This is a genomic window from Agrobacterium sp. P15N1-A (assembly GCF_044626815.1).
GTDB lineage: Bacteria > Pseudomonadota > Alphaproteobacteria > Rhizobiales > Rhizobiaceae > Agrobacterium > Agrobacterium leguminum.
Genome location: NZ_JBIUPF010000001.1, coordinates 47,359 through 72,252, shown reverse-complemented (window position 1 = coordinate 72,252; position 24,894 = coordinate 47,359). Strand labels below are relative to the sequence as shown.

The window sequence follows — 24,894 nt, the reverse complement described above, 5'->3', positions numbered from 1 at the left end:
GGGCCTATCCGATTCATAACCGGATGATATTATTTGACCTTCACGTAAAAGTCAATTTTCGCCCGCCTGACCCTACCCGGAAATACCGTACCACCAGGTCGCAATCCCCAGAAAGGCGAAAAAGCCGACAATATCGGTGACCGCCGTGACGAAGACCGCCGAAGAGACCGCCGGGTCCGCCCCGAACTTGTCGAGAACCAGCGGAATGAGAATGCCCGCCAGCGCCGCCGCCAGCATGTTGAGACACATGGCCGTGGCGATGATGCCGCCGATATGGATATCCTGAAACCAGACACCGGCAACAACGCCGATAGCGCAGCCGAACAGCATGCCGTTCAGAATACCCACGCCCGCCTCGCGCCGGATGATGCGCGCGGCGTTGTGAATATCGAGGCTTTTGGTGGCGAGTGCGCGCACCGACACCGTCATGGTCTGCGATCCGGCGTTGCCGCCCATACCGGCCACAGCCGGCATCAGGATCGCCAGCGCGACGATCTGCTGGATCGTCGCATCGAACAGGCTGATGACGGAGGCGGAGAGAAAGGCGGTGATGAGATTGACCGCAAGCCAGGGCACGCGTGAACGCGACGTGCTGGCGATCGAGTCAGACAGTTCTTCGTCACCGACACCGCCAAGGCGCAGCAGATCCTCTTCGGCCTCTTCCTGAATGACGTCCACCACGTCATCGATGGTCAGCACGCCCACCAGTCGACCGTTGTCGTCGACCACGGCGGCGGAGAGAAGGTCATATTGCTCGAAAAGCTGCGCAGCCTCTTCCTGGTCCATTTCGGCCGGAATGGAGTGGTTGGTCTCGTGCATGATCGTTTCGATCTTCACCTGACGCTTGGCGCGCAGCACCTTGTCGAGATCGAGCGCACCAACCAGCTTGAAGGTGGGATCGATGACGAAAATCTGCGTGAAGGAATCCGGCAGCTCCTCCTCCTCGCGCAGATAATCGATGGTCTGCCCCACGGTCCAGAACGGCGGCACGGCCACAAATTCCGTCTGCATGCGGCGGCCGGCCGAGCTTTCCGGATAATCCAGAGCCCTCATCAGCCGCACACGTTCGGTGAACGGCAGTTGCGAGAGAATATCCTCGCGGTCCTCGTCGTCGAGGTCCTCGAGAATATAGACGGCGTCGTCCGAATCCAGCTCGCCGATACCGGCGGCGATCTGCTCGTTCGACATCTGGTCGACGATATCGAGGCGGATGCCCTCATCCACCTCGGTCAGCGCCGTCATGTCGAAGTCGGAACCGAGAAGGCGCACCAGCGCATGGCGCTGTTCAGGCAGGATGGATTCCAGCAGGTCGCCGAGTTCGGATTCGTGCAGCCGCGCCACATTCTTGCGCAGGAAAAGCAGATCGCGGTCAGCGATCGCCGCACCCACCATCGTCAGAAAATCCGAGCGGACGGACCCGTCTTCTGCATAAATATCGGAGGGCGCTTCCGTTGGCTTCATGTCCTCGGGCGCGACAGGATCGTCGTCACGGTCTGTCATCTGGCGTCCCCTTGTATTCAAATGCCGCAGTGCACGGATGCGCAGGCAGAATGGCGTTAAAAGGTTTATTGTCAACAACCGGATAGCGGCAAATAAACAAGCTCTCCGGCTGCGGCGAAAAATCCATTCAACATTCCTCTTCCTGTTCGCAGGCTCTGCCACGGCCAGCGGCTATAGGCATGTTTAGCCAAGCTTTGCAGCTTGTTTTGCGACAACGCCCACCCCCTTTACGCCGTTCCCGTTTCAAATGTCGAACGGGCGAACAAAGGTTTCGCCGCAATGCACAATTAAGACATTGACAGGCAGCGTGGAACGGCGCTTCTGGATAGGCATTTGACAAACGGCAAACGCCGACAGGCGGGCACGAGAAGACAGATTCCGGGAATCAGGACCATGAGCAAGACGGACTTCATTGGCAAGGCATCGACCGCCGCAGGCGGCTGGGGCGCACTCAAAAGCGTCGGCAAACGCCTTCTCGAATCCGGCGCCCCGATTTCCGGCGCCCGCACGCTTTTGAAGACCAACCAGCCGGATGGATTCGACTGCCCGGGCTGCGCCTGGGGCGACCCGGAACATGGCTCCTCTTTCGAGTTCTGCGAAAACGGCGTCAAGGCGGTGTCATGGGAGGCGACGGAAGCCCGGGTGCCGCCGGATTTCTTCGCCAGCCGCACCCTCTCGGAACTGCGCGGCTGGTCCGACTACGATCTGGAGAAACAGGGCCGCCTCACCCACCCCATGCGTTATGACCGGGCGAGCGACAGATATCTGCCCGTGTCCTGGGACGATGCCTTCGCCGAAATCGGCCGTATCCTCAACAGTCTCGACAGCCCGGACCGGGCGGAGTTCTATACCTCCGGCCGCGCCTCCAACGAGGCTGCCTTCCTCTATCAGTTGATGGTCCGACTTTACGGCACCAACAATTTCCCCGACTGTTCCAACATGTGCCACGAAGCAAGCGGCGTCGGCCTGAAGGCTTCGATCGGCGTCGGCAAGGGCACCGTTTTGCTTGAGGATTTCGAGCAGACGGACGCCATTTTCGTCATCGGGCAAAATCCCGGCACCAACCATCCCCGCATGCTGGGCGATCTGCGCCGGGCCGCCCTTCGCGGCGCCCGCATCGCCGTCTTCAACCCCATCCGCGAAAAGGGTCTGGAGCGCTTTGCCGACCCGCAGGACAAGGTGGAGATGATTACCGGCAGCAGCACCCGCATCGCCACCAATTATTACCAGCCGCGCCAGGGCGGCGACATGGCGGCCGTGCGCGGCATGAGCAAGACGGTCTTCGCCGCCGATGATGCCGCAAGGGCGGCGGGCGAACCCGCCATCATCGATTACGACTTCATCGCCGAACATGCGGCGGAGTTCGAGGCCTATCGCGCTGCCGTCGATGCAACGAGCTGGGAAAGCATCCTCGACCAGTCCGGCCTCACCCGCGCGGAGATCGAGGAAGCGGCCCGTATCTACATGAATGCCGGTTCCGTCATCGCCACCTGGGCCATGGGCGTCACCCAGCACAAGCATTCGGTCATCATCGTTCGCGAGATCACCAATTTCATGCTGCTGCGCGGCAATATCGGCCGTCCGGGCGCCGGCCTTTGCCCGGTGCGCGGCCATTCCAACGTGCAGGGCGACCGCACCGTCGGTATCGACGAAAAAGCCCCGCCCGCACTTCTCGACGCGCTGGAAAAGGAACTCGGCGTCCCCATGCCGCGCAAGCCCGGCCACAATACCGTCGAAGCAGTCGCCGCCATGCTGGACGGCAAGGCGGAGACTTTCATCGCCCTCGGCGGTAATTTCATGCGGGCGACGCCCGACAGCCCGCTGATCGTCAAGGCCTTCGAAAAGCAGACGCTGACCGTCAACATCGCCACCAAGCTCAACCATTCGCATCTGGTGCCGGGCGAAACTTCCTTCGTGCTGCCCTGTCTCGGCCGAACGGAAATCGACCGCAATTCGGCCGGCCGGTCGCAGATCGTCACGGTGGAGGATTCCATGAGCATGGTGCACGGTTCCGGCGGCATCAACCCGCCGGCCTCGGATGAGCTGCGTTCGGAAGTCGCCATCGTCGCCGGCATCGCCGAGGCGACGCTTGGCAATGCCCATGTCGACTGGAAGGCGCTTGCCGATGATTACGATCTCATCCGCGACATGATCGAGCGGGTCATTCCCGGTTTCGATAATTTCAACGAGCGCGTCCGCGTGCCGCGTGGTTTTCATCTGCGCAACGCGGCAGCCGAACGGGAATGGAACACACCGGCGAAAAAGGCCACCTTCTATAGCGGTCCCTTGCCCGAACAGACCGAACACGAGCAGGCGCTCACGCGCGATGACCTGTTCGTATTGCAGACCTTCCGCAGCCACGATCAATACAACACCACGATCTACGGGATGGATGACCGTTATCGCGGCGTCTATGGCGAGCGCCACGTCATCTTCATGAACCCGAAGGACATGGAAGCGCTCGGCGCCCATTCCCGCCAGCGCGTCGACGTCATCGGCGAATATGGCGACGGCGTGGAACGCATTGCGCGGAATTTCCGGCTGGTGCCCTACAATATCCCGCAGGGCAGCGTCGGCGGTTATTATCCGGAGCTGAACGTGCTGGTGCCGCTGTCGAGCTATGGCGAAGAAAGTTTCACGCCGACATCGAAATCGGTGCTCGTCTCCGTTCGCCTGCGCCGGGATGCCTCCTGATGGAAGAGGAGCAATCCACTGCGGCTTTCATGGCGGCGGTGGAGCGGGTTCAGGAAAGCGCCGCACAGGCGCTGACCGCCACGGGCGCAGCGATCCTTCTTTCGGTTTATCTGAACATCGCCGCTGACAGCCGCAGCATCGCCAACCGGCTGGGGCTTGCGCACGCCCTCATTCTGCGCGAAATCACTGCCCTGTCACCACGTTTCGTGCGGGTGACAAAACGCGATGCCCGCACCCAGCGCAGCTTTCTGGAGGCAACCGAAGAAGGACGGACCCTTGCGGCGGCGTCCCTGCGGATTTGAAACGAACGGAGCATTCCTTGGCAATCAGGCCGATCCTGCCCTACCCCCATCCCGGCTTGTCCGAAATCTGTCCGCCGGTCACGGCTTTCGACGGGCAATTGCAGGAGCTGGTGACGGACCTGATCGACACGATGCGCGCCGCACCCGGCGTCGGCATCACCGCCGCCCATATCGGCATAAAACAGCGAGTTTTCGTGCTGGAGCTGACACCGGGAACCGTCCTTACCTACATCAATCCTGAAGTCGTCAGCCAGTCCGCACAAACCATGCGCCATATGGAGGGCAGCGTCTCCATGCCGGGCTTTACCGACGAGGTGGAGCGGCCCTGCGAAATCGAGGTGAGATTTCAGGACATAGCCGGCGGCGAACACCGGCAGACCGCCGAGGGATTTCACGCCATCTGCATCCAGCACGAGATCGACCAGCTGGACGGCATTTTCTGGCTGAAGCGCCTCTCGAAGCTCAAGCGCGACCGGCTGGTAAAAAAATGGGAAAAATCCCGGAAATCCTGATGGTCAGCCGGTAATCGACAGCGCAAACTCCGCATCGCCCTTCAGCGTGTTGCTGACGGTGCAGATATCCTCGGCCATATGGGCGATGGCGCTGCGCGTGGCCTCATCGAAATCCCCCTTTATCTCGATCCGGACATCGAAACGCGCTACCCGCGACGGCTCCTCCTCAGCCTTTTCGCCTGCTACATGCACCATGACCTTTTCGAACCGGTCGAGCACGCCCATGCGGCTCGCCGCAATCCGGGCGCTGAGCGCCAGACAGGCCGCCAGCGACGAATAAAGAAGATCGAGCGGATTGAAACCCGGCTCCGAGGCCGCCGTCACCACCGTCAGGGCGCCTCCGGTGGCGGTGACGACATCGGGATGCCCAAGACGGCCAAGAGTGACGACAGCCCCCGTCGGCCGTTTTTTAACCCTGAACTGATTCATGCCCGACCTCGCGCCGCGATTTCACCCGATGGAACCAAAATTAGCCTCGCGCTTTTACTCACGCAACGGTGAACGACCGTTGAGTATTGATTGAAAAGGGAGCTGGGACATATGGTTACATCTACGCTCGTCAGCATTCTGATCACCTTCCTGGTGATTGTGCTCGTCTTGTGGCTTATCGCGCGACTGCCGGTCGGCGGCGGTGCGAAACAGATCGCACAGGTGATCGTCATCATCATCGGCATTATTTCGCTGCTGAAATATCTCGCCGTCTTCTGATGTCCCCGCACGGTGCAGACGAAAAAAGGCGGCGAAAGCCGCCTCTTTTTATGCGAGATTTTCACCCAGCCGATCTCTATTGCCGAGGCTCGAACTGATAGGTTTTTTTCAGGGTAATATCCCGAACGCTGCCAATGCCCAGAAACGGTGTATTGTCAGCATCAAAAATCGCCCTGCCCTTCGCCACGATCCACCGGTCCGACCCGTCCGGCAGATTGACCTTATAGCGCTGGTCGAAAAACACACCGGTAGTGATGCTCTCAAAAATCGCCTGCGCCACCTGATCGCGCATCTCGACATCGATTCTTTCGAGAATCTCCTCGATCGTCACCCCGCGTGACGCAACCGGCTCCGAAAACCCATGGCATTCCGCAGTGACCGCATCCATGATCAGCCTGTTGTCGGAAATGCTCCACATGTAATAGCCAAGCGCATTGTCTGAATCCGTTTTGTCCCCCAGCACGAAAACCCCCAGACATATTTTCCTGACAAAAGCTAACATCGGACCTCTAATATTCCACCCCTCGTTTTTGTAGGGGGAAACGCACGGCTACTGCAGCGTGCATCGATATCCACCGAAATTTGACGACGGTCTGACCGGAGTAAGGGCTCAAAAGAGCGATAAGTTCCTACGAGATATCGTAAAACCACCGACCTGTTCCTACATTGCGCTGTGATGAAATTTCAAAGGAGGTCAATATGCTGCGAACCGCTCTCACTTTCGGACTGCTGACGGTAACTGTCGTTCTCGCTGGGTGCCAGACGTGGGAAAGTCCATATCGCGGAAGCGGATGGCGCATGGACCAAGTGATGGACGGCGACCCGTATCGTGTCGGAGACGGCAACCATCAGGAAAATGGTACGGCCTCAAATATCATTCGACGCTAAATCGCGACAACTGAGCTGAAATAGCAGCAGGCCGAGAATTTTCCGAACAGCACTATGAAGCCCGGGCAGTGACGCTAACGCAGCCCGGGTTACTTCCAATACGGTCCAATGAACCCTGAGGCGTAAAATGGAAACTAGCTAAATCACTGGCTAAAAAAGAAAAAACCCGCCGAAGCGGGTTTCTTTGGTGCGGTCGAGAAGACTCGAACTTCCACGGGTTGCCCCACAGCGACCTCAACGCTGCGCGTCTACCAATTCCGCCACGACCGCATCGTGGTAGGCGTCGACTTGCGCCGACGGGGGTGCATGTAGCAAAAGGATTTTCGGTGCACAAGAGCGTCGTGACAGTTTTTTGAAATTAAAAATCGCACCGCACCATCCTATATGCAGGAAGCCCGGAAATGGTGGGGTTGCGGCCTTGTCGCCATTTTGCGAGAAGGCTGTGGAAAGGACTTTTTCATGCTCACACGCACCGATATCGAGACAAACATGCTGCCCGCCGCCGGTTCGCCGCCCGTTCGCTGGCGAATCTCGGAAGGCCTCGTCCCTTATGAGCAGGCGATTGAGGAAATGGAGCGTGAAGTCGCGGCCATTGCAAATGGCGAGGCCGACGAACTCGTCTGGCTTCTGGAACATCCGCCGCTCTATACCGCCGGCACCAGCGCCGATGCCGCGGATCTTATAGAGCCGGAGCGTTTCCCCGTCTTCGCCACGGGTCGTGGCGGCGAATATACCTATCACGGGCCGGGACAGCGGGTCGTCTATGTCATGCTCGACCTCAAGCGGCGGCGGCAGGATGTCCGCGCCTATGTTGCGGCACTGGAGGATGTCATCATCCGCACGCTCGACAAGATGAATGTGCGTGGCGAGCGGCGCGAGGACCGCGTCGGCGTCTGGGTCCGGCGGCCGGAGAAACCGCTGCTTCCCGATGGCGGCATGGCCGAGGACAAGATCGCGGCACTTGGCATCAGGCTGCGCAAATGGGTGAGCTTCCACGGGCTTTCGATCAATGTCGATCCAGACCTCTCGCATTTTTCCGGCATCGTTCCCTGCGGCATCAGCGCCTATGGCGTCACCAGCCTTGTCGATCTTGGATTGCCGGTTATGATCGGCGACGTCGACGTTCTGCTGCGCGAGGCCTTTGAGGAGGTGTTGGGCGAAGCAGTGCCCGAAACCGGCGCAAGCGGCTGATCCCACCGCAACCTTTGCCGCAGGCCGGTGTTTCCAGCATCGATCACCACAAGAGGAGGAACGATCATGTTCACAACGTCCGCCTATGCCTGCGATGACGGTTCTTCGCCGATGAAGCTCGCGACCATCAAGCGTCGCGATCCCGGCCTGCGCGATGTCGAAATCGAGATCGAATTCTGTGGCGTCTGCCACTCCGATATCCACACGGCCCGCAGCGAATGGCCGGGCTCCCTCTATCCCTGCGTTCCCGGCCACGAAATCATCGGCCGCGTCGGCCGTGTCGGCTCACAGGTCACCCGGTTCAAGGCGGGCGACCGCGTCGGCGTCGGCTGTATCGTCGATAGCTGCCGGGAATGCGCAAGCTGCGCCGAGGGTCTGGAGCAATATTGCGAAAACGGCATGACCGGCACCTATAATTCGCCCGATAAAGCGATGGGCGGCGGCGCGCATACGCTCGGCGGCTATTCCGCCCACGTCGTCGTCGATGACCGTTACGTCCTCAACATTCCCGAAGGCCTCGATCCGGCGGCGGCGGCGCCCCTGCTCTGCGCGGGTATCACCACCTATTCGCCGCTGCGCCACTGGAATGCCGGACCCGGCAAGCGTGTCGGCGTCGTCGGTCTTGGCGGTCTTGGCCATATGGCCGTCAAGCTCGCCAACGCCATGGGCGCAACCGTGGTGATGATCACGACGTCGCCGGGCAAGGCGGAGGACGCGAAAAAGCTCGGCGCGCACGAGGTGATCGTTTCGCGCGATGCCGAGCAGATGAAGAACGCCGCTTCGAGCCTCGATCTCATCATCGACGCCGTGGCCGCCGATCATGACATCAACGCCTATCTGGCGCTGCTGAAACGTGACGGCGCGCTGGTGCAGGTGGGCGCGCCGGAAAAGCCGCTCTCGGTTATGGCCTTCAGCCTCATTCCCGGCCGCAAGACCTTTGCTGGCTCGATGATCGGCGGCATTCCCGAGACGCAGGAAATGCTGGATTTCTGCGCCGAAAAAGGCATCGCCGCCGAAATCGAGATGATCGATATCGATCAGATCAACGACGCTTATGAACGCATGATAAAAAGCGATGTGCGTTATCGCTTCGTCATTGATATGAAGAGCCTGCCGCGCCAGAAGGCCGCCTGAACCCGGAAGGGGGCGACCTTGCGGGCGTCCCCTCTCCCGTTGGACCTTTCGGTCGAAAGCGCAGCCTGACCCATGACCACTCCCCGATCCATGACCAGCCAGACCGGTTTCAACGATATCGCCAAGGGCATGACCATCATGGCGGGTTGCATGCTGGTGCTGCCGGTCATGGATGCGATTGCCAAATACATGGCGGTGAGCGGCGGCATGTCGCCGGCGCAGGTAACCTTCTACCGCTTCTTTTTCCAGGTGCTCTGCACCCTGCCGCTGCTGCTGGTGGTGTCGCCCAGGGCGCTGTTCAGCGCCAAACGACCGTGGATGAACTGCCTGCGCGGCGTCCTGCACGCCTCGGCCAGCCTGATGTTCTTCGCCGCCGTCAAATACATGCCGCTCGCCGATGTCTTCGCGATCTATTTCGTCGAACCTTTCATGCTGACGATGATGTCGGCCCTCTTCCTCGGCGACAAGGTGGGCTGGAAGCGCTGGACGGCGATTGCGGTCGGCTTCGGCGGTGCCTTGATCGTCATTCAGCCAAGTTTCGAAATCTTCGGCTGGACATCGCTTCTGCCGGTCGCCTGCGCCTTTCTTTATACGCTCTACCTCTTCCTGAACCGCGCCATCGGCGATGCCGACAGCCCGCTGGTCATGCAGACAATGTCTGGGATCGCGGGGACCGTGTTCATGGGGGCCGCACTCTTCGCCGGAGATGCGCTGGGCGACAAGGATTTTACCGTTTCCCTTCCGCAATCCGGCTTCGCACTTGCCCTTCTCATATTGTTGGGATCGATATCCGGCTACATGCACCTGCTGATCGTCAGGGCCTTCCGGCTTGCGCCGCTCTCTCTGCTGGCGCCGTTCCAGTATTTCGAGATCATCTCGGCGACGATTCTCGGTTATGCGCTGTTTTCGGATTTCCCGACGCCGTCGAAATGGCTCGGCATCCTCATCATCGTCGCATCCGGCCTGTTCATCATCTGGCGCGAACGCCAGCAGGCCGGTGCGACCCCGCCGCTTGACGGGCAGTGACAGCCGACACCTGACGTGCCTCAACCGTTCGAGGGCAGCGGCCCTTCGTCGTGATGATCCTGCGCCTCCACGAGACTGCCAAGCAGCCAGAGGGAGACCTCGGCCGCCTCTCCGGCCGATTTGAACCGGTATGAGCCGCTATATTTCGGCATGTCGAAAAAGGTGACGACGAAACCGTCGCCGCTCTCAAGACTTTCGACCCGGATGCGCTCGGGATCGATCATCACGCACACATAATGCGATCCCATATTGCGCATGAAGCCGGCCTTGTTGTCGTGCAGCCGCACAAAGGCTGCGCCGCCACCCGCCGTCATATGCAGACTTCTGATCGCCTCATTGGGAAAGGCGCGGGCGAAATCCATGATCGCCTGCCCCACATCATGACTGTTATCCTCATCCGTCGCCCGCGACATGCGCCAGGCATAAACAGCGAAGACCGAAAGCAGCACGAAAACGATAATCCAGATCGCAATACTCATCCGGGGCGCTCCCTCAGCATCGAAACATCACGATTCGCGAATCGAAACGATGCGAACCCGGTTCAGGTTCATATAGACCGAGGCTTGTGTGAAGTGTGGCTTTGCGGGATCGACGTCGTTTCGCCGCCTGGCGCGGTCTGTGCCATCAGAAACGCTTAAGGAAGGAAGCCTTTGCCAGCAGCCATTGCCGGCGAAGCTGCGACAGTTGCAGGTCGCCGTCGAATACGCCGCTCCCCGCCTTTCTGGCGGCGGCGATGACCGGCCCGGACAGGGCGACGGGAAGGTAAGCCGCAAAGACATTTTTCGAAATCTTCGCGCGTCTCGCCTTCTCGATATGATCCAGCGCATGAGCCGCAAAAATTTCGATGGCGATGCCGATGCGCTGCCTGTCCTGGCCTTCAAGAAAGGTCTCGCGGTCGAGCCCGGCCGCAGCCAGCATATCGGCGGGAATATAGACCTGCCCGCGACGCCGGTGCAGCGGCATGAGCAGCAGCATGCCAGCCATGGCCTGCGCCACGCCCGCGTGCCCTGCCGCCTCGGCGCTGGATGCGGCGTCTTCAGCGGAAAGCACGAGGCTTGCAAGCTGGATCAATGCGGATGCGGTCTCTCCGGCATAACCTTCCAGCGCATTGCGATCCTCGAACAGGTCGTCATAGAGATCGAAGATACGCGCCTCGATCATATTGGCCAGAATCGGGCGCGGCAGGCGATAGTGCTCGATCATCGTCAAAAGCGCTGCGGCCACCGGGTGGGCCTGGCTGTCGCCATGCGGATTGCCGTCGAGAAGATCGCGCCACCATTGCATGCGCACTTCGCCGGGCAGCGCTTCGCGCACGGAATCGCGGATGCGGGCGATTTCGGCATTGAAGGCATATAGCGCGGCAAGCGCATTACGCTTTTCGGCAGGCGACAGAAGACAGGCGAGATAGCGGTCGCGATCGGTATCGCGCAGCGTCGCGAGGCAGACGTCGAGATTTTCTGTGGGTGCCATGGTTCCCCGCGCGAAACGTCCTGTCAGCCTTCAACGGCAATCAGCGCCGCAGCCACGGCGCGCGATTCCGACAGCATGATATTATAGGTGCGCACGGCAGCGCCCGTGCTCATAGGGTCAACGGAAATGCCCGCCTCCTTGAAGGCGGCGCGCAACTCCTTCGGCAGGACCCGCATGCCGTCGCCCGTGCCTATCAGCAGCACTTCGATATCCTGCGCTTCTGCCAGAACCTTTTCGAAATATCCGACCGTCAGTTCTTTCGCATCGACAGGCTCCCACCCATAGATGCCCGAAGGCAGGAGCAGAAGCGAACCGCGATGCGACATGTCGGCAAAACGAAAACCGCCATTGCCATAGGCATCGATGGGCGCCCGGCCGGGAAAATGGGCCGGGCGTATTTCAATCCCGCCGGCCATCAGACGGCAGGCTTGCCGCCGATGGCGCCGGTGTTGTTTTCTTTCTTATCGTCCTTCTCATCTTCCGCATCCTTGCTGTCAGGACGCAGCTTGAAGGCGATCAGCACCGGAGCGGCGATGTAGACCGAGGAGAACACGCCAATACCGACACCGAACAGCATGGCGAAGGTGAAGGAACGGATGACCTCGCCGCCGAAGAGATAAAGCGACAGCAGTGCCAGAAGTACGGTCAGACCGGTAAGGATCGTACGCGACAGAGTCTGGTTCAGCGACACGTCGATGATCATGGAAAGCGGCATCTTCTTGTATCGCCTGAGGTTTTCACGGACACGGTCGTAGATGACCACGGTATCGTTCAGCGAATATCCGATGATCGTAAGGATCGCCGCGATACTGGTCAGATTGAACTCTATCCCAAGGAAGACAAACAGGCCGATAGTGAAGACCACGTCGTGCACCATGGAGATGACCGCGCCGAGTGCAAACTGCCACTCGAAGCGAACCCAGATGTAGACCATGATCGCCGCCATGGCGAGCATAACGCCGATGGTGGAGGTAACGGTCAGGTCGCCGGAAACGGCAGGCCCCACCACTTCCACACGACGGAAGTCGTATTTGTCCTCAAGCTCGCCGCGTACCATGGTGATGGCGGACTGCTCGGCATTTTCGCCGCCGTCCTGCGCCTGGATGCGGATGAGAACATCCTGCGGCGTACCGAAATTCTGCGCCTGGATTTCACCCAGATTGAGCTGGTTCAGACGATCGCGAATATCGGCGAGATCGGCTTCACCCTGCTTGGCGCGCACTTCGATGACCGAACCGCCCTGGAAATCGATGCCGAGGTTCAGACCCTTGGCCACGAAGCCGCCGACGCAGGCGAGCATGATGGCGCCGGTGATCATGAACACCACGCGGCGATAACGCATGAAGGGAATGTCGCGACCGTCGAACATGGCGGTGCGGACACCCTTCGGCAGGTGTTTCGGACGGCTGCGGCGAACCCAGTAGCCGAACATCCACGCCGTCAGCGTATAGGCCGTGAAGACGGTGGTGATGATACCGACGGCCAGCGTGACCGCAAAACCCTTCACCGGACCGGTGCCCATGTAGAACAGCACGCTTGCCACGATCAGCGTCGTCAGGTTGGCGTCGATAATGGTCGCAAAGGCGCGGGTGAAGCCGTTATCCAGTGACTGGATCAGCGGTTTACCGCTCTTCACCTCCTCGCGTATTCGCTCATAGATCAGAACGTTCGAATCCACGGCCATGCCGATGGTCAGGACGATACCGGCAATACCCGGCAAGGTCAGCGTCGATCCGATCACACTCAACACAGCGAGCAGCATGATAACGTTGACGATGAGGGCGATATTCGCCAGCAGGCCAAAGAAGCCGTAAAAGACGAACATGAAGATGAGGACGCCGACGGCGCCGATGGCGCTGGCCGTCAGGCCGGCGGTGATGGAGTCGTTACCGAGGCTCGGGCCGACGGTGCGTTCTTCAACCACGGTCAGCGTGGCCGGCAACGCGCCGGCGCGCAGCAGAACCGCGAGATCGTTGGCGCCCTGTACCGAGAAGTTACCGGAGATTTGTCCAGAGCCGCCAATGATCGGCTCGCGGATGACAGGCGCGGAAATGACCTGATTGTCGAGCACGATGGCGAAAGGCTTGCCGACATTCTGCTGCGTCGCCTGCGCGAAGCGCTGCGCGCCGCGGCTGTCGAAGCGGAAGGTGACGACGGGCTCGTTGGTCTGCTGGTTGAAGCTTGCCTGCGCGTCGACGAGGTTGTCGCCGGAAACGAGTGCGCGGCGTTCCACCAGATAGGGAACCGGCGGATCGTCCTGCGAATAGAGAACCTCGGAGGTAGCCGGCGGACGGCCGTTCATGGCCTCCTGCACCGGCATGGTGGTGTCGACCATGCGGAAGGAGAGCTTTGCCGTCTGGTTGAGGAGCGATTTCAGGCGCTGCGGATCCTGAAGGCCGGGCACCTGCACGATGATGCGGTCTGAACCCTGACGCTGGATGAGCGGCTCGGTGGTGCCGACTTCGTCAACGCGACGGCGCACGACTTCGATGGACTGCGAAACGGCGGATGACAGACGGTAGTCGATACCTTCATCCGTCAGGTTGAGCCGGAGCAGATTGTCGCCGCCGTCATTCATCGTCACTTCGGTGATCGAGCCGCCGACCAGCGTGCCGGCGGACACCGGCTGCGTCAGGTCGCGAAGCGCATTCTTGGCGGCTTCCACCTGAGCGGGATCGCTGATGCGGACCTGAATCTGCTGGCCGTTGCCGGTGAGCCCCGAATAGCGGATATTGGCGTCGCGAAGCTGTGTGCGCACATCGCCCACGATCGTTTCAAGCCGTTCCTTGACAATGTCGGAACGCTCGATCTTGAGCATGATGTGCGAACCGCCCTGAAGGTCGAGACCGAGGGTTACCTTGTTGTCCTTGTACCAGGCAGGCATGCCCTCCAGCTGTTTGTCCGTAAACAGGTTGGGAGAGGCGATGAAGACGCTTGCCAGCACAAGCAGCCAGATGAAGACTGTTTTCCAACGGGAAAAATGAAGCATTTCGATCTCGGTCAGGGTTGGGGTCGCGCTGTGCGCAACCCGTCAAAATTCGCAATCGGGCATTCGATAATCCGGCAGGATCAGGAAGCGGCTTCCGTCTTGACCACTTCGCCCTTCACACGCACTTCGGCAATGTAGGCGCGGGCGGCACGGATTTTCACGCCTTCGGCGATTTCGACTTCGAGTTCATTGTCATCGATGACCTTGGTCACCTTGCCGACGATGCCGCCGCCGAGAACGACCTGATCGCCACGGCGAATATTGGTCAGCGTTTCCTGGCGCTTCTTCATCTGCGCGCGCTGCGGGCGGATAAGGAAAAAGTACCAGACCACCATGAGCGGCGCAAACAGGAAAAGCATTTCAAGGCCGGAACCGAAGGCCGATGCGCCGCCCGCTGCGTCCTGGGCAAAAGCTTGACTAATGAACATATAAAACTCCTCAGAATTACGGCACGACCTTGGATGCCGCCCCAGCTTTCAAGCCGCCGGAATATAGTGGGGAACGCCGGGATTGCAACAGATGCAGGGCCCACGCCGTACCGATTCCGGACCTCTTAACCTTTATGGGCCTGAAACGCCATGCTAGGCCGGGCGCAAAACAGAGTTTTGAACACCAGACAAGCGGAAGAAACACCATGATTCGAGAAGAAACGGCCTCCCTGCTTCTTTCAGAACTGCGCCGGCTCACCATCGCCGTGGAACGTCTGGCCGGGCCGGCGCCCGCCGTAAACGACTGGAATGCGGCGGATTGTTTCGTCTGGGGGCCAGTCAACTCCTTTATCCAGCCGGTTCCCCGCCCCAACCGCATCGCCCTGAAGCTCATCCGTGGCGTCGATCATGTCCGCGACATTCTCCACGAAAACACGCTGCGTTTTGCGGAAGGTTTTGCCGCCAATAACGTGCTGTTGTGGGGTGCGCGCGGCATGGGCAAATCCTCGCTGGTCAAGGCCGTTCACGAAGATGTGCGCGCGGCAAGCGGCGTTTCGCTGAAACTGGTGGAAGTGCACCGTGAGGACATCCACACCCTGCCCGCTTTGCTCGATATATTGAAAGCCTCCGGCCATCGCGTCATCGTCTTCTGCGACGACCTCTCCTTCGATCATGACGATACGGCCTATAAATCGCTGAAGGCGGCGCTCGACGGAGGCATCGAGGGCCGGCCGGACAATGTGCTGTTTTATGCGACCTCCAACCGCCGCCATCTTCTGCCGCGCCACATGATGGAAAACGAGCAGTCCACCGCCATCAACCCTTCGGAAGCGGTGGAGGAGAAGGTCTCGCTTTCGGACCGTTTCGGCCTGTGGCTCGGCTTCCACAAATGCGGCCAGGACGATTATCTGACGATGATCGACAGCTATGCGGCGCATTTCGATCTGGGTCTGGACCGCGAAACGCTGCATCACGAGGCGCTGGAATGGGCCACCACGCGCGGCGGCCGCTCGGGCCGTGTGGCCTGGCAATATATTCAGGACGCCGCCGGCCGCCTCAGAAAACCGCTCGACAGATAACGCCACCGTGACATCGGGCGAAACGCGGTGTCGTTACGACCACACCGCGTGTCGTATTCCCGAACGCCACATCTCCCCTCACATGGTTTGCTGCGCCCATGGAGTCACCTGTCTGCGGAGGAGCCGACAGGTACGGTGTTCAAACCATGGAGGAGATGGATATGAGCAGGAACAGAGGCGTCGTCTACATGCGGCCGGGTCAGGTCGAGGTTCGCGATATCGATGACCCGAAGCTTGAGGCGCCGGATGGCCGCCGCATCGAGCACGGCGTCATTCTCAAGGTGATTTCCACCAATATCTGCGGCTCCGACCAGCATATGGTGCGCGGCCGCACGACGGCTATGCCGGGCCTCGTCCTCGGCCATGAAATCACCGGTGAAGTCATCGAAAAAGGCGTCGATGTCGAGATGCTGGAAATCGGCGATATCGTCTCGGTGCCCTTCAACGTCGCCTGCGGCCGTTGCCGCTGCTGCAAGTCGCAGGATACCGGCGTCTGCCTGACGGTGAACCCGTCCCGCGCGGGCGGCGCTTACGGTTATGTCGATATGGGCGGATGGATCGGCGGACAGGCACGTTATGTCACCATCCCCTATGCCGATTTCAACCTGCTGAAGTTCCCTGACCGCGACAAGGCGATGTCGAAGATCCGCGACCTCACCATGCTGTCCGACATTCTGCCGACCGGCTTCCACGGCGCCGTCAAGGCGGGCGTCGGCGTCGGCTCCACGGTCTATGTCGCGGGCGCCGGCCCGGTCGGCCTTGCCGCCGCCGCATCCGCCCGCATTCTGGGTGCTGCGGTCGTCATGATCGGCGATTTCAACAAGGATCGCCTTGCGCACGCGGCAAAAGTCGGTTTCGAACCCGTCGATCTGTCCAAGGGCGACCGGCTGGGCGACATGATCGCCGAAATCGTCGGCACCAACGAGGTGGATAGCGCCATCGACGCCGTCGGCTTCGAAGCGCGCGGCCATGCGGGCGGCGAACAGCCGGCCATCGTTCTCAACCAGATGATGGAAATCACCCGCGCCGCCGGCTCCATCGGCATTCCGGGCCTCTATGTCACCGAAGACCCCGGCGCGGTGGATGCGGCAGCGAAACAGGGCAGCCTGTCGCTGCGCTTCGGCCTCGGCTGGGCAAAGGCGCAATCCTTCCACACCGGCCAGACGCCGGTGCTGAAATATAACCGCCAGCTCATGCAGGCGATCCTGCACGACCGCCTGCCGATTGCCGATATCGTCAACGCCAAGATCATCGCGCTCGACGATGCGGTGCAGGGTTATGAAAGCTTCGATCAGGGCGCAGCCACCAAGTTCGTCCTTGATCCGCATGGCGATCTGTTGAAGGCCGCCTGATACTTCAGCGGCATATGGCTGATAACGTAAAAGCGCCCGCGACGAATATCGTCGCGGGCGTCCCTGTTTTCCGGCCCTGTCACCGTCAGGTGAAACTTACGGCTCCCCTACCAGCAGCGCTTCCAGCTCGGCTTTCGCTTCCGGGGAGAGATAGGGTCTGAACAGGCTTGAGACCTGCTTCAATCCCCAGTCCAGCTGCGGCGGACCGAACTCTGTGATACCCTCCTGAAGGTTGAGATAGGACGCCCAATAGGTGGAGACGATCCAGAGGTTCGTCAGAACGGCAGGCCGCTCTTCCTCGGGTATCGCGGCGAGGCCCGCTTTCTCCATGCGCGCGACGATATCGCCGACGGCAAGGCGCATCGCGGCGCTTATCGTTCGCACGGGCTCCACCAGCGCCGGGGCGGAAGAGACAAGACCGACCAGATCGCGAAACAGGAAACGATAGTCCCACACCAGCGAAAACCAGAGCCGCAGAAAACCGGCATAGGTTGCCGCCGCTCCCTCATCGGCCCCGTCAATCTTTCCGACAATTGCCAGCGCATCGGCCTCGAACCGGGCAAACAGCGCCAGAACCAGCGCTTCCTTGGTGCGGAAGTGATAATAGAGATTGCCCTCATTGATCTCTACCGCCCTTGCGATTTCGGCGGTCGTCACGTGGTCAGGCCCGCGCTCGTTAAACAGAGTAAGAGCGGCGTCGCGAATTCTCTGGCGCGTGGGGCGTGCCGCCGTCCGCCCGGTACTGCTTTTCTTCATTGATTTCGAACCCGACCATTGAAATCTAAGGTATGCACCTTAAATGCTCACAATAAGGTATACACCTTAACAGGAAATGTAAGTGTTCAACGCGGACAAAGGACCTGTAAATGACCGGAACCGACCTTCGCACCGCCTCCCCGGATACGCCCGGAATCGCTCCCGTCTCCAAATTCGCAACAGCCCGCGTCGCGCTGTCGCTTATCCGCAATCCGTTGAAGGCTCTGCCGCCGGAAATTTTCAGCGAGCCGGCGGTCTTTACGCGTCTCGGCGGCGTCATGCGGGTTCATCTTGCCGATCCCGCGCTTATTCATGAGGCGCTGGTCAAGAACGCCCATCTGCTCGGCAAGGGCGAAGATGTGCGCCGCGCCCTCGGCCCCGCGCTCGGCCAGGGGCTTCTGACGGCCGATGGCGATCACTGGAAGTGGCAAAGGCAATCCGTCGCCGCAGCATTCCGACACGAGAAGCTGCTGGAATTGCTGCCGGTCATGATCGACGCCGCGCGCCGCACGCAAGAGCGCTGGCACGCATCGCCTGCCGGTGACATCGATATCGGCCATGAGATGATGCGGACGACCTTCGACATCATCGTCGAAACCATGATGTCCGGCGGCCATGGGATCGATATAGCCCGCGTCGAGCAAAGCATCACCGATTATCTGAAACCCACGGGCTGGACCTTCGCACTCGCCATGCTGGGCGCACCGGAATGGCTTCCGCATCCGGGCCGGCGCAAGGCGCGCGCGGCGGTGGATTATCTTCGCTCCAGCCTTGCAACCGTCATTTCCGAAAGGCGCCGGAAGCCGATCGAGAGGAACGATCTGGTTTCCATGCTGCTCGAAGCGAAAGATCCGGAAACCGGGCGTACGATGAGCGACAAGGAAATTATCGACAATCTTCTGACTTTTATTACCGCCGGGCATGAAACCACGGCCCTCGGCCTTGCCTGGGCGTTCCATCTGCTCTCGCAAAACAGCGACGTGGAGCGCAAGGTTATCGATGAGATCGAGACCGTTACCGCCGGTGAACCGGTCGCGGCCGAACATATCGCCCGCCTGACCTATACCAGACAGGTATTTTCGGAAGCGATGCGGCTTTACCCCCCCGCCCCTGTCGTGACACGCACGGCATTGCAGGACTTCAGGCTCGGCGAACACGATATCCCCGCCGGCACCGTTCTTTATGTACCGATCTACGCCGTCCACCGGCACACAACACTGTGGGAAGAACCCGACCGCTTCGACCCGTCGCGCTTCGAGCCCGAAAAGGTCAAGGCGCGCCACCGCTATGCCTACATGCCCTTCGGTGCCGGCCCGCGCGTCTGCATCGGCAATGCCTTTGCCATGATGGAGGCTGTCGCAATCCTTGCCGTGCTTTTGCAGAACGACCACCTCAGGAACAAAAGCCCGGCAAATACCGAGCCGCTGATGCGGGTCACTTTGCGTCCGGAAAACCGCCTGATGATGCGGGTCAGCAGCCGAAAAAACAAATCGCCCGCGGCCTAACCGCCACGGGCGACTGTTTCAGTGCGAAACTCCATCCGTCACCGGATGGTGACGATCACAGATCGACGTCGAGGATCGCCATGGAGAAGTTGTAGGAGCGGTCGCCGTCTTCGTCATCGATATAAACGACGCCGAGAAACTCTTCGCCAAGATACACTTCGGCGGAATCGTCCTTGCGCGGACGCGCCTTGACCACCATCGTCGGGTTGAAGGTGCGCTTGAAATAGGCGTCGAGTTTTTTGATTTCGTCGGCTTTCACCACTATTCTCCTGTGCGGTTCGCGTTGGCCCGCTTTTGGCATGGGACAAAGGCCAAAGTAAAGTGAAAGCGGCAAGTCATCCGTGTCTTCCACACGGACGACCGTGAAAATGCCGGCCCCATCGGAGCGCGGCGGGGCCGGTCAGATATCGGCCCCGATAAGCTGGTCCATCAGGCGCGAGGGTTCGGAACACCCTGCTTCTCCCACCACACGCGCCGGCACGCCGGCAACGGTCGTTTTGGGCGGAACCGGCTTCAGCACCACCGAGCCGGCGGCGATGCGCGAGCAGCTGCCGATCTCGATATTGCCGAGGATTTTCGCGCCGGCCCCGATCATCACGCCATTGGCGATCTTCGGATGGCGGTCCGCCCCTTCCTTGCCGGTGCCGCCGAGCGTGACGCCATGCAGGATGGAGACGTTGTCGCCGATCACGGCCGTCTCACCGACGACAAGCCCGGTGGCATGATCGAGGAAGATGCCCTTGCCGATGCGCGCGGCCGGATTGATATCGGTCTGGAAAATGCTCGAGGAGCGGCTTTGCAGATAAAACGCGAAGTCCCTGCGGCCTTTCTGCAGCAGCCAGTGGGCGAGCCTGTGGGTCTGGATGGCCTGGAAACCCTTGAAATAGAGGAGCGGCTCCATGAAGCGCGTGCAGGCGGGATCGCGGTCGTAAACGGCCTGAATGTCGACGCGCAGCACGCTTCCCCATTCCGGCCAGTCATCCAGCATGTCCTGGAAGGTCTGGCGCAGAAGCACGGCCTGCATGTCGGGATGATCGAGGAGTTCGCAGATGCGATAGATCACACATTCTTCGAGAGACCGGTGATTGAGGATCGTCGAATAAAGGAAGGCCGAAAGCAGCGGGTCCTGTGCCGCAGCACTTCGGGCTTCATTGAGCAGGCTGCCCCAGATGGGATCGACGATCGCCAGCTGTTCGGGCTGACGGGCCTCGGTACGTGCGACCATGAATGGTCTCCTCGTTTGCAGTGGTCGTTCTTTATACAGAAAAAGACGTGCATTAGAAATGGGATTCGAATGACGACTTTAAAGGCGGCAAGGCTTCAGTTTTTCTTCATGCAGCATGAAAAACCGTTTCTTGCCGTGCCCTCAGCGTAGCCGCATTTCCGGACGGAAAGCCGGGCTCCGCTTTTCCTGGAAATGCTCCCGATCAAAGCGAGCGGTAAAATTCCAGTACCGCCGCCTTGAACACCCGGTCGCCGACGGCCAGCATATGGTCGCGGCCGGGAATGTCGATCGCCCGCGCATGCGGCATGATCGCGGCAAGCTCCGCACCGGACCCGGCGATATCGTCCTTCGTTCCGACCGCGATCAACGTCGGCGCATCGATTTTCTCAGCCTGTTCGCGCGTGACGAGAACCCGCGACGTCTCGATACAGGCGGCCAGCGCCAGCCGGTCGCTTTTCGTCTGGTCGGCAAAGGCGCGGAACATGCGGCCGCGCTCATGGGTGACGACATCGAGCGAAGGTGCGAGAAGCGCCTCGGCAATCGGATCCCAGTCGCCGACACCTTCGACCATGCCGATGCCGAGCCCGCCGAAGACCAGCGAACGCACGCGCTCCGGATGCGCCATGGCGAGAAATGCGGAAATGCGCGCGCCCATGGAATAGCCCATCACATGCGCTTCGGCGATGCCGAGATGGTTGAGCAGCGCCACCGCATCGCCCGCCATGGCGGGTGGATAATAGGCTTCGGAATCGTGCGGCTTGTCGCTTGCGCCGTGGCCGCGATTGTCGATGGCGATCACCCGGTAGCCCGCTTCCCCTAGCGTCTTCAACCAGCCGGGATGCACCCAGTTGACATTGGCGCTGGAGGCGAAGCCGTGGATCAGCAGAACCGGATCGCCCGCCGGATCGCCCTCGTCGAAATAGGCAAGGCGAAGGCCGTCATGGGAAAAATCGGAAAACTGCGGCGTGTTGAGATTCATCAAGGACATCCTTTTTGCCGGACCATATGGCAGGAATTAGCAATGTTGAACATGTTTTGCTGACGATTTTTATGGAGATGCAATGCGTTTGAGGCTACATATCCGCAACGACGAGCCGACACGCGAAGACGGATTGCGGCTCGATAACGATATTGCATTTGGAGACGAACATGGCCGGGCATTCCATTCCCCACTTCCAGAACGATGGCGGACACCGCATGATCGAGATCGGCGTCAAGGAATTCATGTGCACCGGCGCTTCCGTGCCTTTCGATCATCCGCATATCTTCATCGATATGGGCGACGACAACGAGAAGGTCTGTTCCTATTGCTCCACCCTTTACCGCTACAATCCGTCGCTGAAGGCAGAGCAGACCAATCCTCCGGGCTGCGTCTTCCATGTGAAGGCCGCCTGACCTTCCACTTTTCCTGATCGGGGCGCACCAATGCCCATCAAATCCGTAGCCATTGTCGGTGCCGGCATCGCCGGTCTCACCGCTGCCCTTTCCTTTGCCCGGCACGGTATCGACTGTGACATCATCGAACAGGCCGGTGAGCTGACGGAAGTCGGCGCAGGCCTGCAACTCTCGCCCAATGCCGCCCGCATTCTCGCCGAACTCGGCGTGCTGCCGGAAATCCAAGCGCGCTGGACCGAACCGGTCAGCGTCGAACTCGCCTCCGGAAAATCGCTCGCCACGCTGCTCTCCCTGCCGATGGGCGCGGTGGCTCGCACACGCTGGGGCGCACCCTACGGCGTGCTGCACCGCTCGACGCTGCAGAATGCGCTTCTCCAGGCGGTGACACGCAACCCGCTCTGCCGCCTGCATCTCGGCAAGCGCATCGAAAACGCGACGGTGGACGCGATTGCCGCAACCACCTTCCGTGACCACGATCTGGTCGTCGGCGCGGATGGCGTCTGGTCGGCGGCCCGCTTCGCGGTCCCTTCCGCCCCCACAGCCACCTTCTCCGGCAATATTGCCTGGCGCTTCACCGTTGCCGCAAACGACGTGCCGTCAGCCATCAACAAGAGCGCCGTGACCGCCTATCTGGGTTCCGGGGGCCATATCGTCGCCTATCCGCTGAAGGAAGTCGGCGGTTTCAACATTGTCGCCATCGCGCTCGGTGCCGACCCCGGCGCAACCTGGCGGGCGGAATCGAGCGGGCGGCAGAAAGCCATGCTGCTGGAACAGTTTCGCGGTTTCAGCCCGGATATCGTCCGATTGCTCGATTCGTCTGAAAATCCGACCTTCTGGCCGCTCTATCAGGCCGGCCCGGGCCGCTGGCACAATGGCCGCGACACGGTGCTGATCGGCGACGCCGCGCATGCCATGATGCCCTTCGCCGCACAGGGCGCGGCCATGGCGATAGAGGATGCTTTCGAACTTGCGGGAGCGACGGCAGGCGGCAGTGGCGAAAAAACCCTGCCCTTGCCGCAGGCCCTTGCCGCTTTCGAGTCCCTGCGCCTGCCGCGCATAGAAAAGGCCCGCAAGCGGGCCTCACTCAATCGTTTTGCCTATCACGCCACTGGCCCGGTGCGTATTGCGCGGGACTTCGTGTTTTCCACGCGCCCCACCGACGCCTTCCTGAAGGACTTTGACTGGCTCTACGGCTATCGCGCCAAAGGCTGAGGTCAAACCCCGGCCGCTGCCGCAAACCCGGCCTCGAGGTCCTTCTTGAGATCGGCGATATCCTCAAGCCCGATCTGCAGGCGGATGACCGGTCCTTCCGAGGGGCCCTTGGCAATGGTCCTGTCGACAAGCGAGACCGAAACGGCAAGCGATTCGTATCCGCCCCAGGAATAGCCGAGCCCGAAGAAGGTCAGCGCATTGAGGAAGGCGGCCGCCGCCTGCTTGTATTTGCCCTCTTCCGCCTTCAGCACGAAGGAGAAGACACCGCTTGCGCCCTGGAAATCGCGCTTCCAGAGTTCGTGCCCGGCAAAGCTCGGCAGCGCCGGATGCAGCACGCGGACGACGTCGTCACGGCTCTCCAGCCATGTGGCGATATCGAGCGCGCTTTTCTGGTGGTGCTCCAGCCTTATTCCCATCGTGCGCATGCCGCGCAGGATCTGATAGGCATCGTCAGAGGTGACGCAGATGCCGAGATTGGTATTGGCCTGATAAAGCGCCTTCCAGTGCTTTTCATTGGCCGAAACGAAACCCATCAGCACATCCGAATGACCCGAAGGATATTTGGTGGCGGCGTGAATGGAGACATCGACGCCGAAATCGAGCGGCTTGAAATAAAGCGGCGTCGCCCAGGTATTGTCCATCGTCACCACGCAATCATGCCGGTGAGCGATATCGGCGATCAGCCTGACATCCTGAATCTCGAAGGTGTTGGAGCCCGGCGCTTCCAGATGCACCAGCTTCGTGTTCGGCCGGATGAGAGCCTCGATGCCCTCCCCGATTGCCGGGTCGTAATATTCCACCTCGACACCGAGCTTCTTCAGCATCGTATTGCAGAAACGGCGCGTCGGAAAATAAACGGAATCGACGATCAGCGCATGGTCGCCGGCGCCGAGATAGGCAAGGAACGGCACGGTGATGGCCGCAAGGCCCGAGGGCACGAGAATGGTTCCGGCAGACCCTTCCAGCTCGTTGACGAGATTGCACAAAGCATCCGTCGTCGGCGTGCCGTGGGTGCCATAGGTATATTTCTGGTTTTCGGTCGAAAGCGTCTCCGCATCTGGAAAAAGCACGGTCGAACCGCGCACGATGGGCGGATTGACGAAACCGAAACAGTCCGCGGGATCGTTGCCGCCATGGGTCAGGCGCGTATTCACACCTGCGGCGGAAAGCAGGTCATTTGTCTTGGTCATTTCAGATCAGCTTTCGAAGGAACATTGACGCGTGCGACAATGCTAAGAGCGCAACGCAAGGTCAAGTCCCGCGGGGACGCGTGAGCGGGTTGGATTGATCCATCGCCAACCAGAATACAAGAAGTATACAAATACTGTGCAAGTGCAAATTTCCGCAAAAATATGCTTATATTTTCACCCTTTGCACACTTCCCGACCAAAATTTGGAAAATTCCGTTTTATAGGCACAATTATTGCCCGCACGTCTTGACCCCGCTGCCAATTGCGATTGTGATAGAAAAAGCGGATCGAAAAAGATCTCGCTGAAGGGGGAGCTGGGGCAAAACAAACATGCCGGT

Annotated in this window: 25 protein-coding genes and 1 tRNA gene; 12 read left to right on the top strand and 14 right to left on the bottom strand. The window is 60.3% G+C overall.

Translation table 11 applies throughout. The annotated features are described in order from the left end of the window. Positions 1 to 72: 72 nt before the first annotated feature. Positions 73 to 1,500, bottom strand: a complete 1,428-nt coding sequence (mgtE, locus tag ACIK7D_RS00340) for a magnesium transporter (protein ID WP_262535326.1) — start codon at positions 1,498 to 1,500, stop codon at positions 73 to 75. A 393-nt stretch (positions 1,501 to 1,893) separates the two neighbouring features. On the opposite strand from mgtE, the gene ACIK7D_RS00335 reads away from it, so the two are divergent. Genes ACIK7D_RS00335 through ACIK7D_RS00325 form a run of 3 tightly spaced genes read left to right on the top strand, consistent with a single transcriptional unit; the run spans position 1,894 to position 5,008 of the window. After that, positions 1,894 to 4,194 (top strand): FdhF/YdeP family oxidoreductase, encoded by a 2,301-nt coding sequence (locus tag ACIK7D_RS00335; RefSeq protein WP_400155364.1) that lies wholly within the window; start codon positions 1,894 to 1,896, stop codon positions 4,192 to 4,194. Next, positions 4,194 to 4,496, top strand: coding sequence for a hypothetical protein (locus ACIK7D_RS00330; RefSeq protein WP_400155363.1), 303 nt, complete (start codon positions 4,194 to 4,196; stop codon positions 4,494 to 4,496). The genes ACIK7D_RS00335 and ACIK7D_RS00330 overlap by 1 nt, the downstream gene beginning before the upstream one ends. Positions 4,497 to 4,513: 17 nt before the next feature. Further along, entirely contained in the window at positions 4,514 to 5,008 is a 495-nt protein-coding gene (locus tag ACIK7D_RS00325) for a peptide deformylase (protein ID WP_400155362.1), read from the top strand. A gap of 3 nt (positions 5,009 to 5,011) precedes the next feature. Here ACIK7D_RS00325 and ACIK7D_RS00320 read toward each other — a convergent pair whose 3' ends face one another. Continuing rightward, entirely contained in the window at positions 5,012 to 5,437 is a 426-nt protein-coding gene (locus ACIK7D_RS00320) for an OsmC family protein (protein ID WP_400155361.1), read from the bottom strand. A gap of 111 nt (positions 5,438 to 5,548) precedes the next feature. On the opposite strand from ACIK7D_RS00320, the gene ACIK7D_RS00315 reads away from it, so the two are divergent. Then, on the top strand, positions 5,549 to 5,716 hold the full coding sequence (locus ACIK7D_RS00315; protein WP_003502827.1) for a Thivi_2564 family membrane protein: 168 nt from the start codon (positions 5,549 to 5,551) through the stop codon (positions 5,714 to 5,716). Positions 5,717 to 5,792: 76 nt separating this feature from the next. On the opposite strand, the gene ACIK7D_RS00310 is transcribed toward ACIK7D_RS00315, so the two are convergent. Next, positions 5,793 to 6,218, bottom strand: coding sequence for a PAS domain-containing protein (locus ACIK7D_RS00310; protein WP_020813199.1), 426 nt, complete (start codon positions 6,216 to 6,218; stop codon positions 5,793 to 5,795). A gap of 571 nt (positions 6,219 to 6,789) precedes the next feature. Further along, positions 6,790 to 6,874, bottom strand: a tRNA-Leu gene (locus tag ACIK7D_RS00305). A gap of 189 nt (positions 6,875 to 7,063) precedes the next feature. Here ACIK7D_RS00305 and lipB point away from each other — a divergent pair. The 3 genes from lipB (at position 7,064) to ACIK7D_RS00290 (ending at position 9,955) form a co-directional block, all read left to right on the top strand. After that, positions 7,064 to 7,795: a lipoyl(octanoyl) transferase LipB gene (gene lipB, locus ACIK7D_RS00300; protein WP_400155360.1), complete on the top strand. Its 732-nt coding sequence runs from the start codon at positions 7,064 to 7,066 to the stop codon at positions 7,793 to 7,795. A gap of 66 nt (positions 7,796 to 7,861) precedes the next feature. Then, positions 7,862 to 8,929, top strand: coding sequence for an NAD(P)-dependent alcohol dehydrogenase (locus ACIK7D_RS00295; protein WP_400155359.1), 1,068 nt, complete (start codon positions 7,862 to 7,864; stop codon positions 8,927 to 8,929). Positions 8,930 to 9,019: 90 nt separating this feature from the next. Beyond that, on the top strand, positions 9,020 to 9,955 hold the full coding sequence (locus ACIK7D_RS00290; RefSeq protein ID WP_164865327.1) for a DMT family transporter: 936 nt from the start codon (positions 9,020 to 9,022) through the stop codon (positions 9,953 to 9,955). Between the two features lie 20 nt (positions 9,956 to 9,975). Here the strand turns inward: ACIK7D_RS00290 and ACIK7D_RS00285 are convergent, their stop codons facing one another. From ACIK7D_RS00285 to yajC, 5 genes are all read right to left on the bottom strand, one after another. Further along, positions 9,976 to 10,434, bottom strand: coding sequence for a hypothetical protein (locus ACIK7D_RS00285; protein WP_137003556.1), 459 nt, complete (start codon positions 10,432 to 10,434; stop codon positions 9,976 to 9,978). Between the two features lie 145 nt (positions 10,435 to 10,579). Continuing rightward, positions 10,580 to 11,425 carry a phytoene/squalene synthase family protein gene (locus ACIK7D_RS00280; protein ID WP_400155358.1) on the bottom strand — a complete coding sequence of 282 codons (846 nt, stop codon included), beginning with the start codon at positions 11,423 to 11,425 and terminating at the stop codon, positions 10,580 to 10,582. A gap of 23 nt (positions 11,426 to 11,448) precedes the next feature. Next, positions 11,449 to 11,841, bottom strand: coding sequence for an Mth938-like domain-containing protein (locus tag ACIK7D_RS00275; protein WP_400155357.1), 393 nt, complete (start codon positions 11,839 to 11,841; stop codon positions 11,449 to 11,451). Then, the gene (gene secDF / locus ACIK7D_RS00270) at positions 11,841 to 14,414 is read right to left on the bottom strand and encodes a protein translocase subunit SecDF (protein WP_400155356.1); all 2,574 of its coding nucleotides are present in this window, start codon (positions 14,412 to 14,414) and stop codon (positions 11,841 to 11,843) included. The genes ACIK7D_RS00275 and secDF overlap by 1 nt, the downstream gene beginning before the upstream one ends. A gap of 80 nt (positions 14,415 to 14,494) precedes the next feature. Further along, positions 14,495 to 14,842 (bottom strand): preprotein translocase subunit YajC, encoded by a 348-nt coding sequence (gene yajC / locus ACIK7D_RS00265; RefSeq protein ID WP_003524964.1) that lies wholly within the window; start codon positions 14,840 to 14,842, stop codon positions 14,495 to 14,497. A gap of 206 nt (positions 14,843 to 15,048) precedes the next feature. On the opposite strand from yajC, the gene ACIK7D_RS00260 reads away from it, so the two are divergent. Together ACIK7D_RS00260 and fdhA are read left to right on the top strand one after the other, a co-directional pair. After that, a complete protein-coding gene (locus tag ACIK7D_RS00260; protein WP_400155355.1) occupies positions 15,049 to 15,921 on the top strand; it encodes an ATP-binding protein in 873 nt (290 codons plus the stop codon). 161 nt (positions 15,922 to 16,082) lie between these two features. Further along, positions 16,083 to 17,273 (top strand): formaldehyde dehydrogenase, glutathione-independent, encoded by a 1,191-nt coding sequence (gene fdhA / locus ACIK7D_RS00255; protein WP_003524961.1) that lies wholly within the window; start codon positions 16,083 to 16,085, stop codon positions 17,271 to 17,273. A gap of 96 nt (positions 17,274 to 17,369) precedes the next feature. On the opposite strand, the gene ACIK7D_RS00250 is transcribed toward fdhA, so the two are convergent. Continuing rightward, positions 17,370 to 18,029, bottom strand: coding sequence for a TetR/AcrR family transcriptional regulator (locus tag ACIK7D_RS00250; RefSeq protein ID WP_400155354.1), 660 nt, complete (start codon positions 18,027 to 18,029; stop codon positions 17,370 to 17,372). A gap of 110 nt (positions 18,030 to 18,139) precedes the next feature. Between ACIK7D_RS00250 and ACIK7D_RS00245 the strand changes: the two genes are divergently transcribed. Further along, positions 18,140 to 19,534 carry a cytochrome P450 gene (locus tag ACIK7D_RS00245; protein ID WP_400155353.1) on the top strand — a complete coding sequence of 465 codons (1,395 nt, stop codon included), beginning with the start codon at positions 18,140 to 18,142 and terminating at the stop codon, positions 19,532 to 19,534. Positions 19,535 to 19,589: 55 nt separating this feature from the next. Here ACIK7D_RS00245 and ACIK7D_RS00240 read toward each other — a convergent pair whose 3' ends face one another. The 3 genes from ACIK7D_RS00240 to ACIK7D_RS00230 all read right to left on the bottom strand — a co-directional run bounded on the left by ACIK7D_RS00240 (position 19,590) and on the right by ACIK7D_RS00230 (position 21,738). Continuing rightward, complete coding sequence (locus ACIK7D_RS00240; RefSeq protein ID WP_003524869.1) at positions 19,590 to 19,793, bottom strand: DUF3126 family protein; 204 nt, start codon at positions 19,791 to 19,793, stop codon at positions 19,590 to 19,592. Positions 19,794 to 19,934: 141 nt separating this feature from the next. Next, positions 19,935 to 20,759, bottom strand: coding sequence for a serine O-acetyltransferase (gene cysE, locus ACIK7D_RS00235; protein ID WP_080816963.1), 825 nt, complete (start codon positions 20,757 to 20,759; stop codon positions 19,935 to 19,937). A gap of 202 nt (positions 20,760 to 20,961) precedes the next feature. Beyond that, a complete protein-coding gene (locus tag ACIK7D_RS00230) occupies positions 20,962 to 21,738 on the bottom strand; it encodes an alpha/beta fold hydrolase (protein ID WP_400155352.1) in 777 nt (258 codons plus the stop codon). Between the two features lie 170 nt (positions 21,739 to 21,908). On the opposite strand from ACIK7D_RS00230, the gene ACIK7D_RS00225 reads away from it, so the two are divergent. After that, positions 21,909 to 22,154 (top strand): zinc-finger domain-containing protein, encoded by a 246-nt coding sequence (locus tag ACIK7D_RS00225; protein ID WP_003502857.1) that lies wholly within the window; start codon positions 21,909 to 21,911, stop codon positions 22,152 to 22,154. A 30-nt stretch (positions 22,155 to 22,184) separates the two neighbouring features. Then, positions 22,185 to 23,366: an FAD-dependent monooxygenase gene (locus tag ACIK7D_RS00220; RefSeq protein ID WP_400155351.1), complete on the top strand. Its 1,182-nt coding sequence runs from the start codon at positions 22,185 to 22,187 to the stop codon at positions 23,364 to 23,366. 2 nt (positions 23,367 to 23,368) lie between these two features. Here ACIK7D_RS00220 and ACIK7D_RS00215 read toward each other — a convergent pair whose 3' ends face one another. Beyond that, positions 23,369 to 24,556, bottom strand: a complete 1,188-nt coding sequence (locus ACIK7D_RS00215; protein WP_137003562.1) for a cystathionine beta-lyase — start codon at positions 24,554 to 24,556, stop codon at positions 23,369 to 23,371. Positions 24,557 to 24,894: the final 338 nt, after the last annotated feature.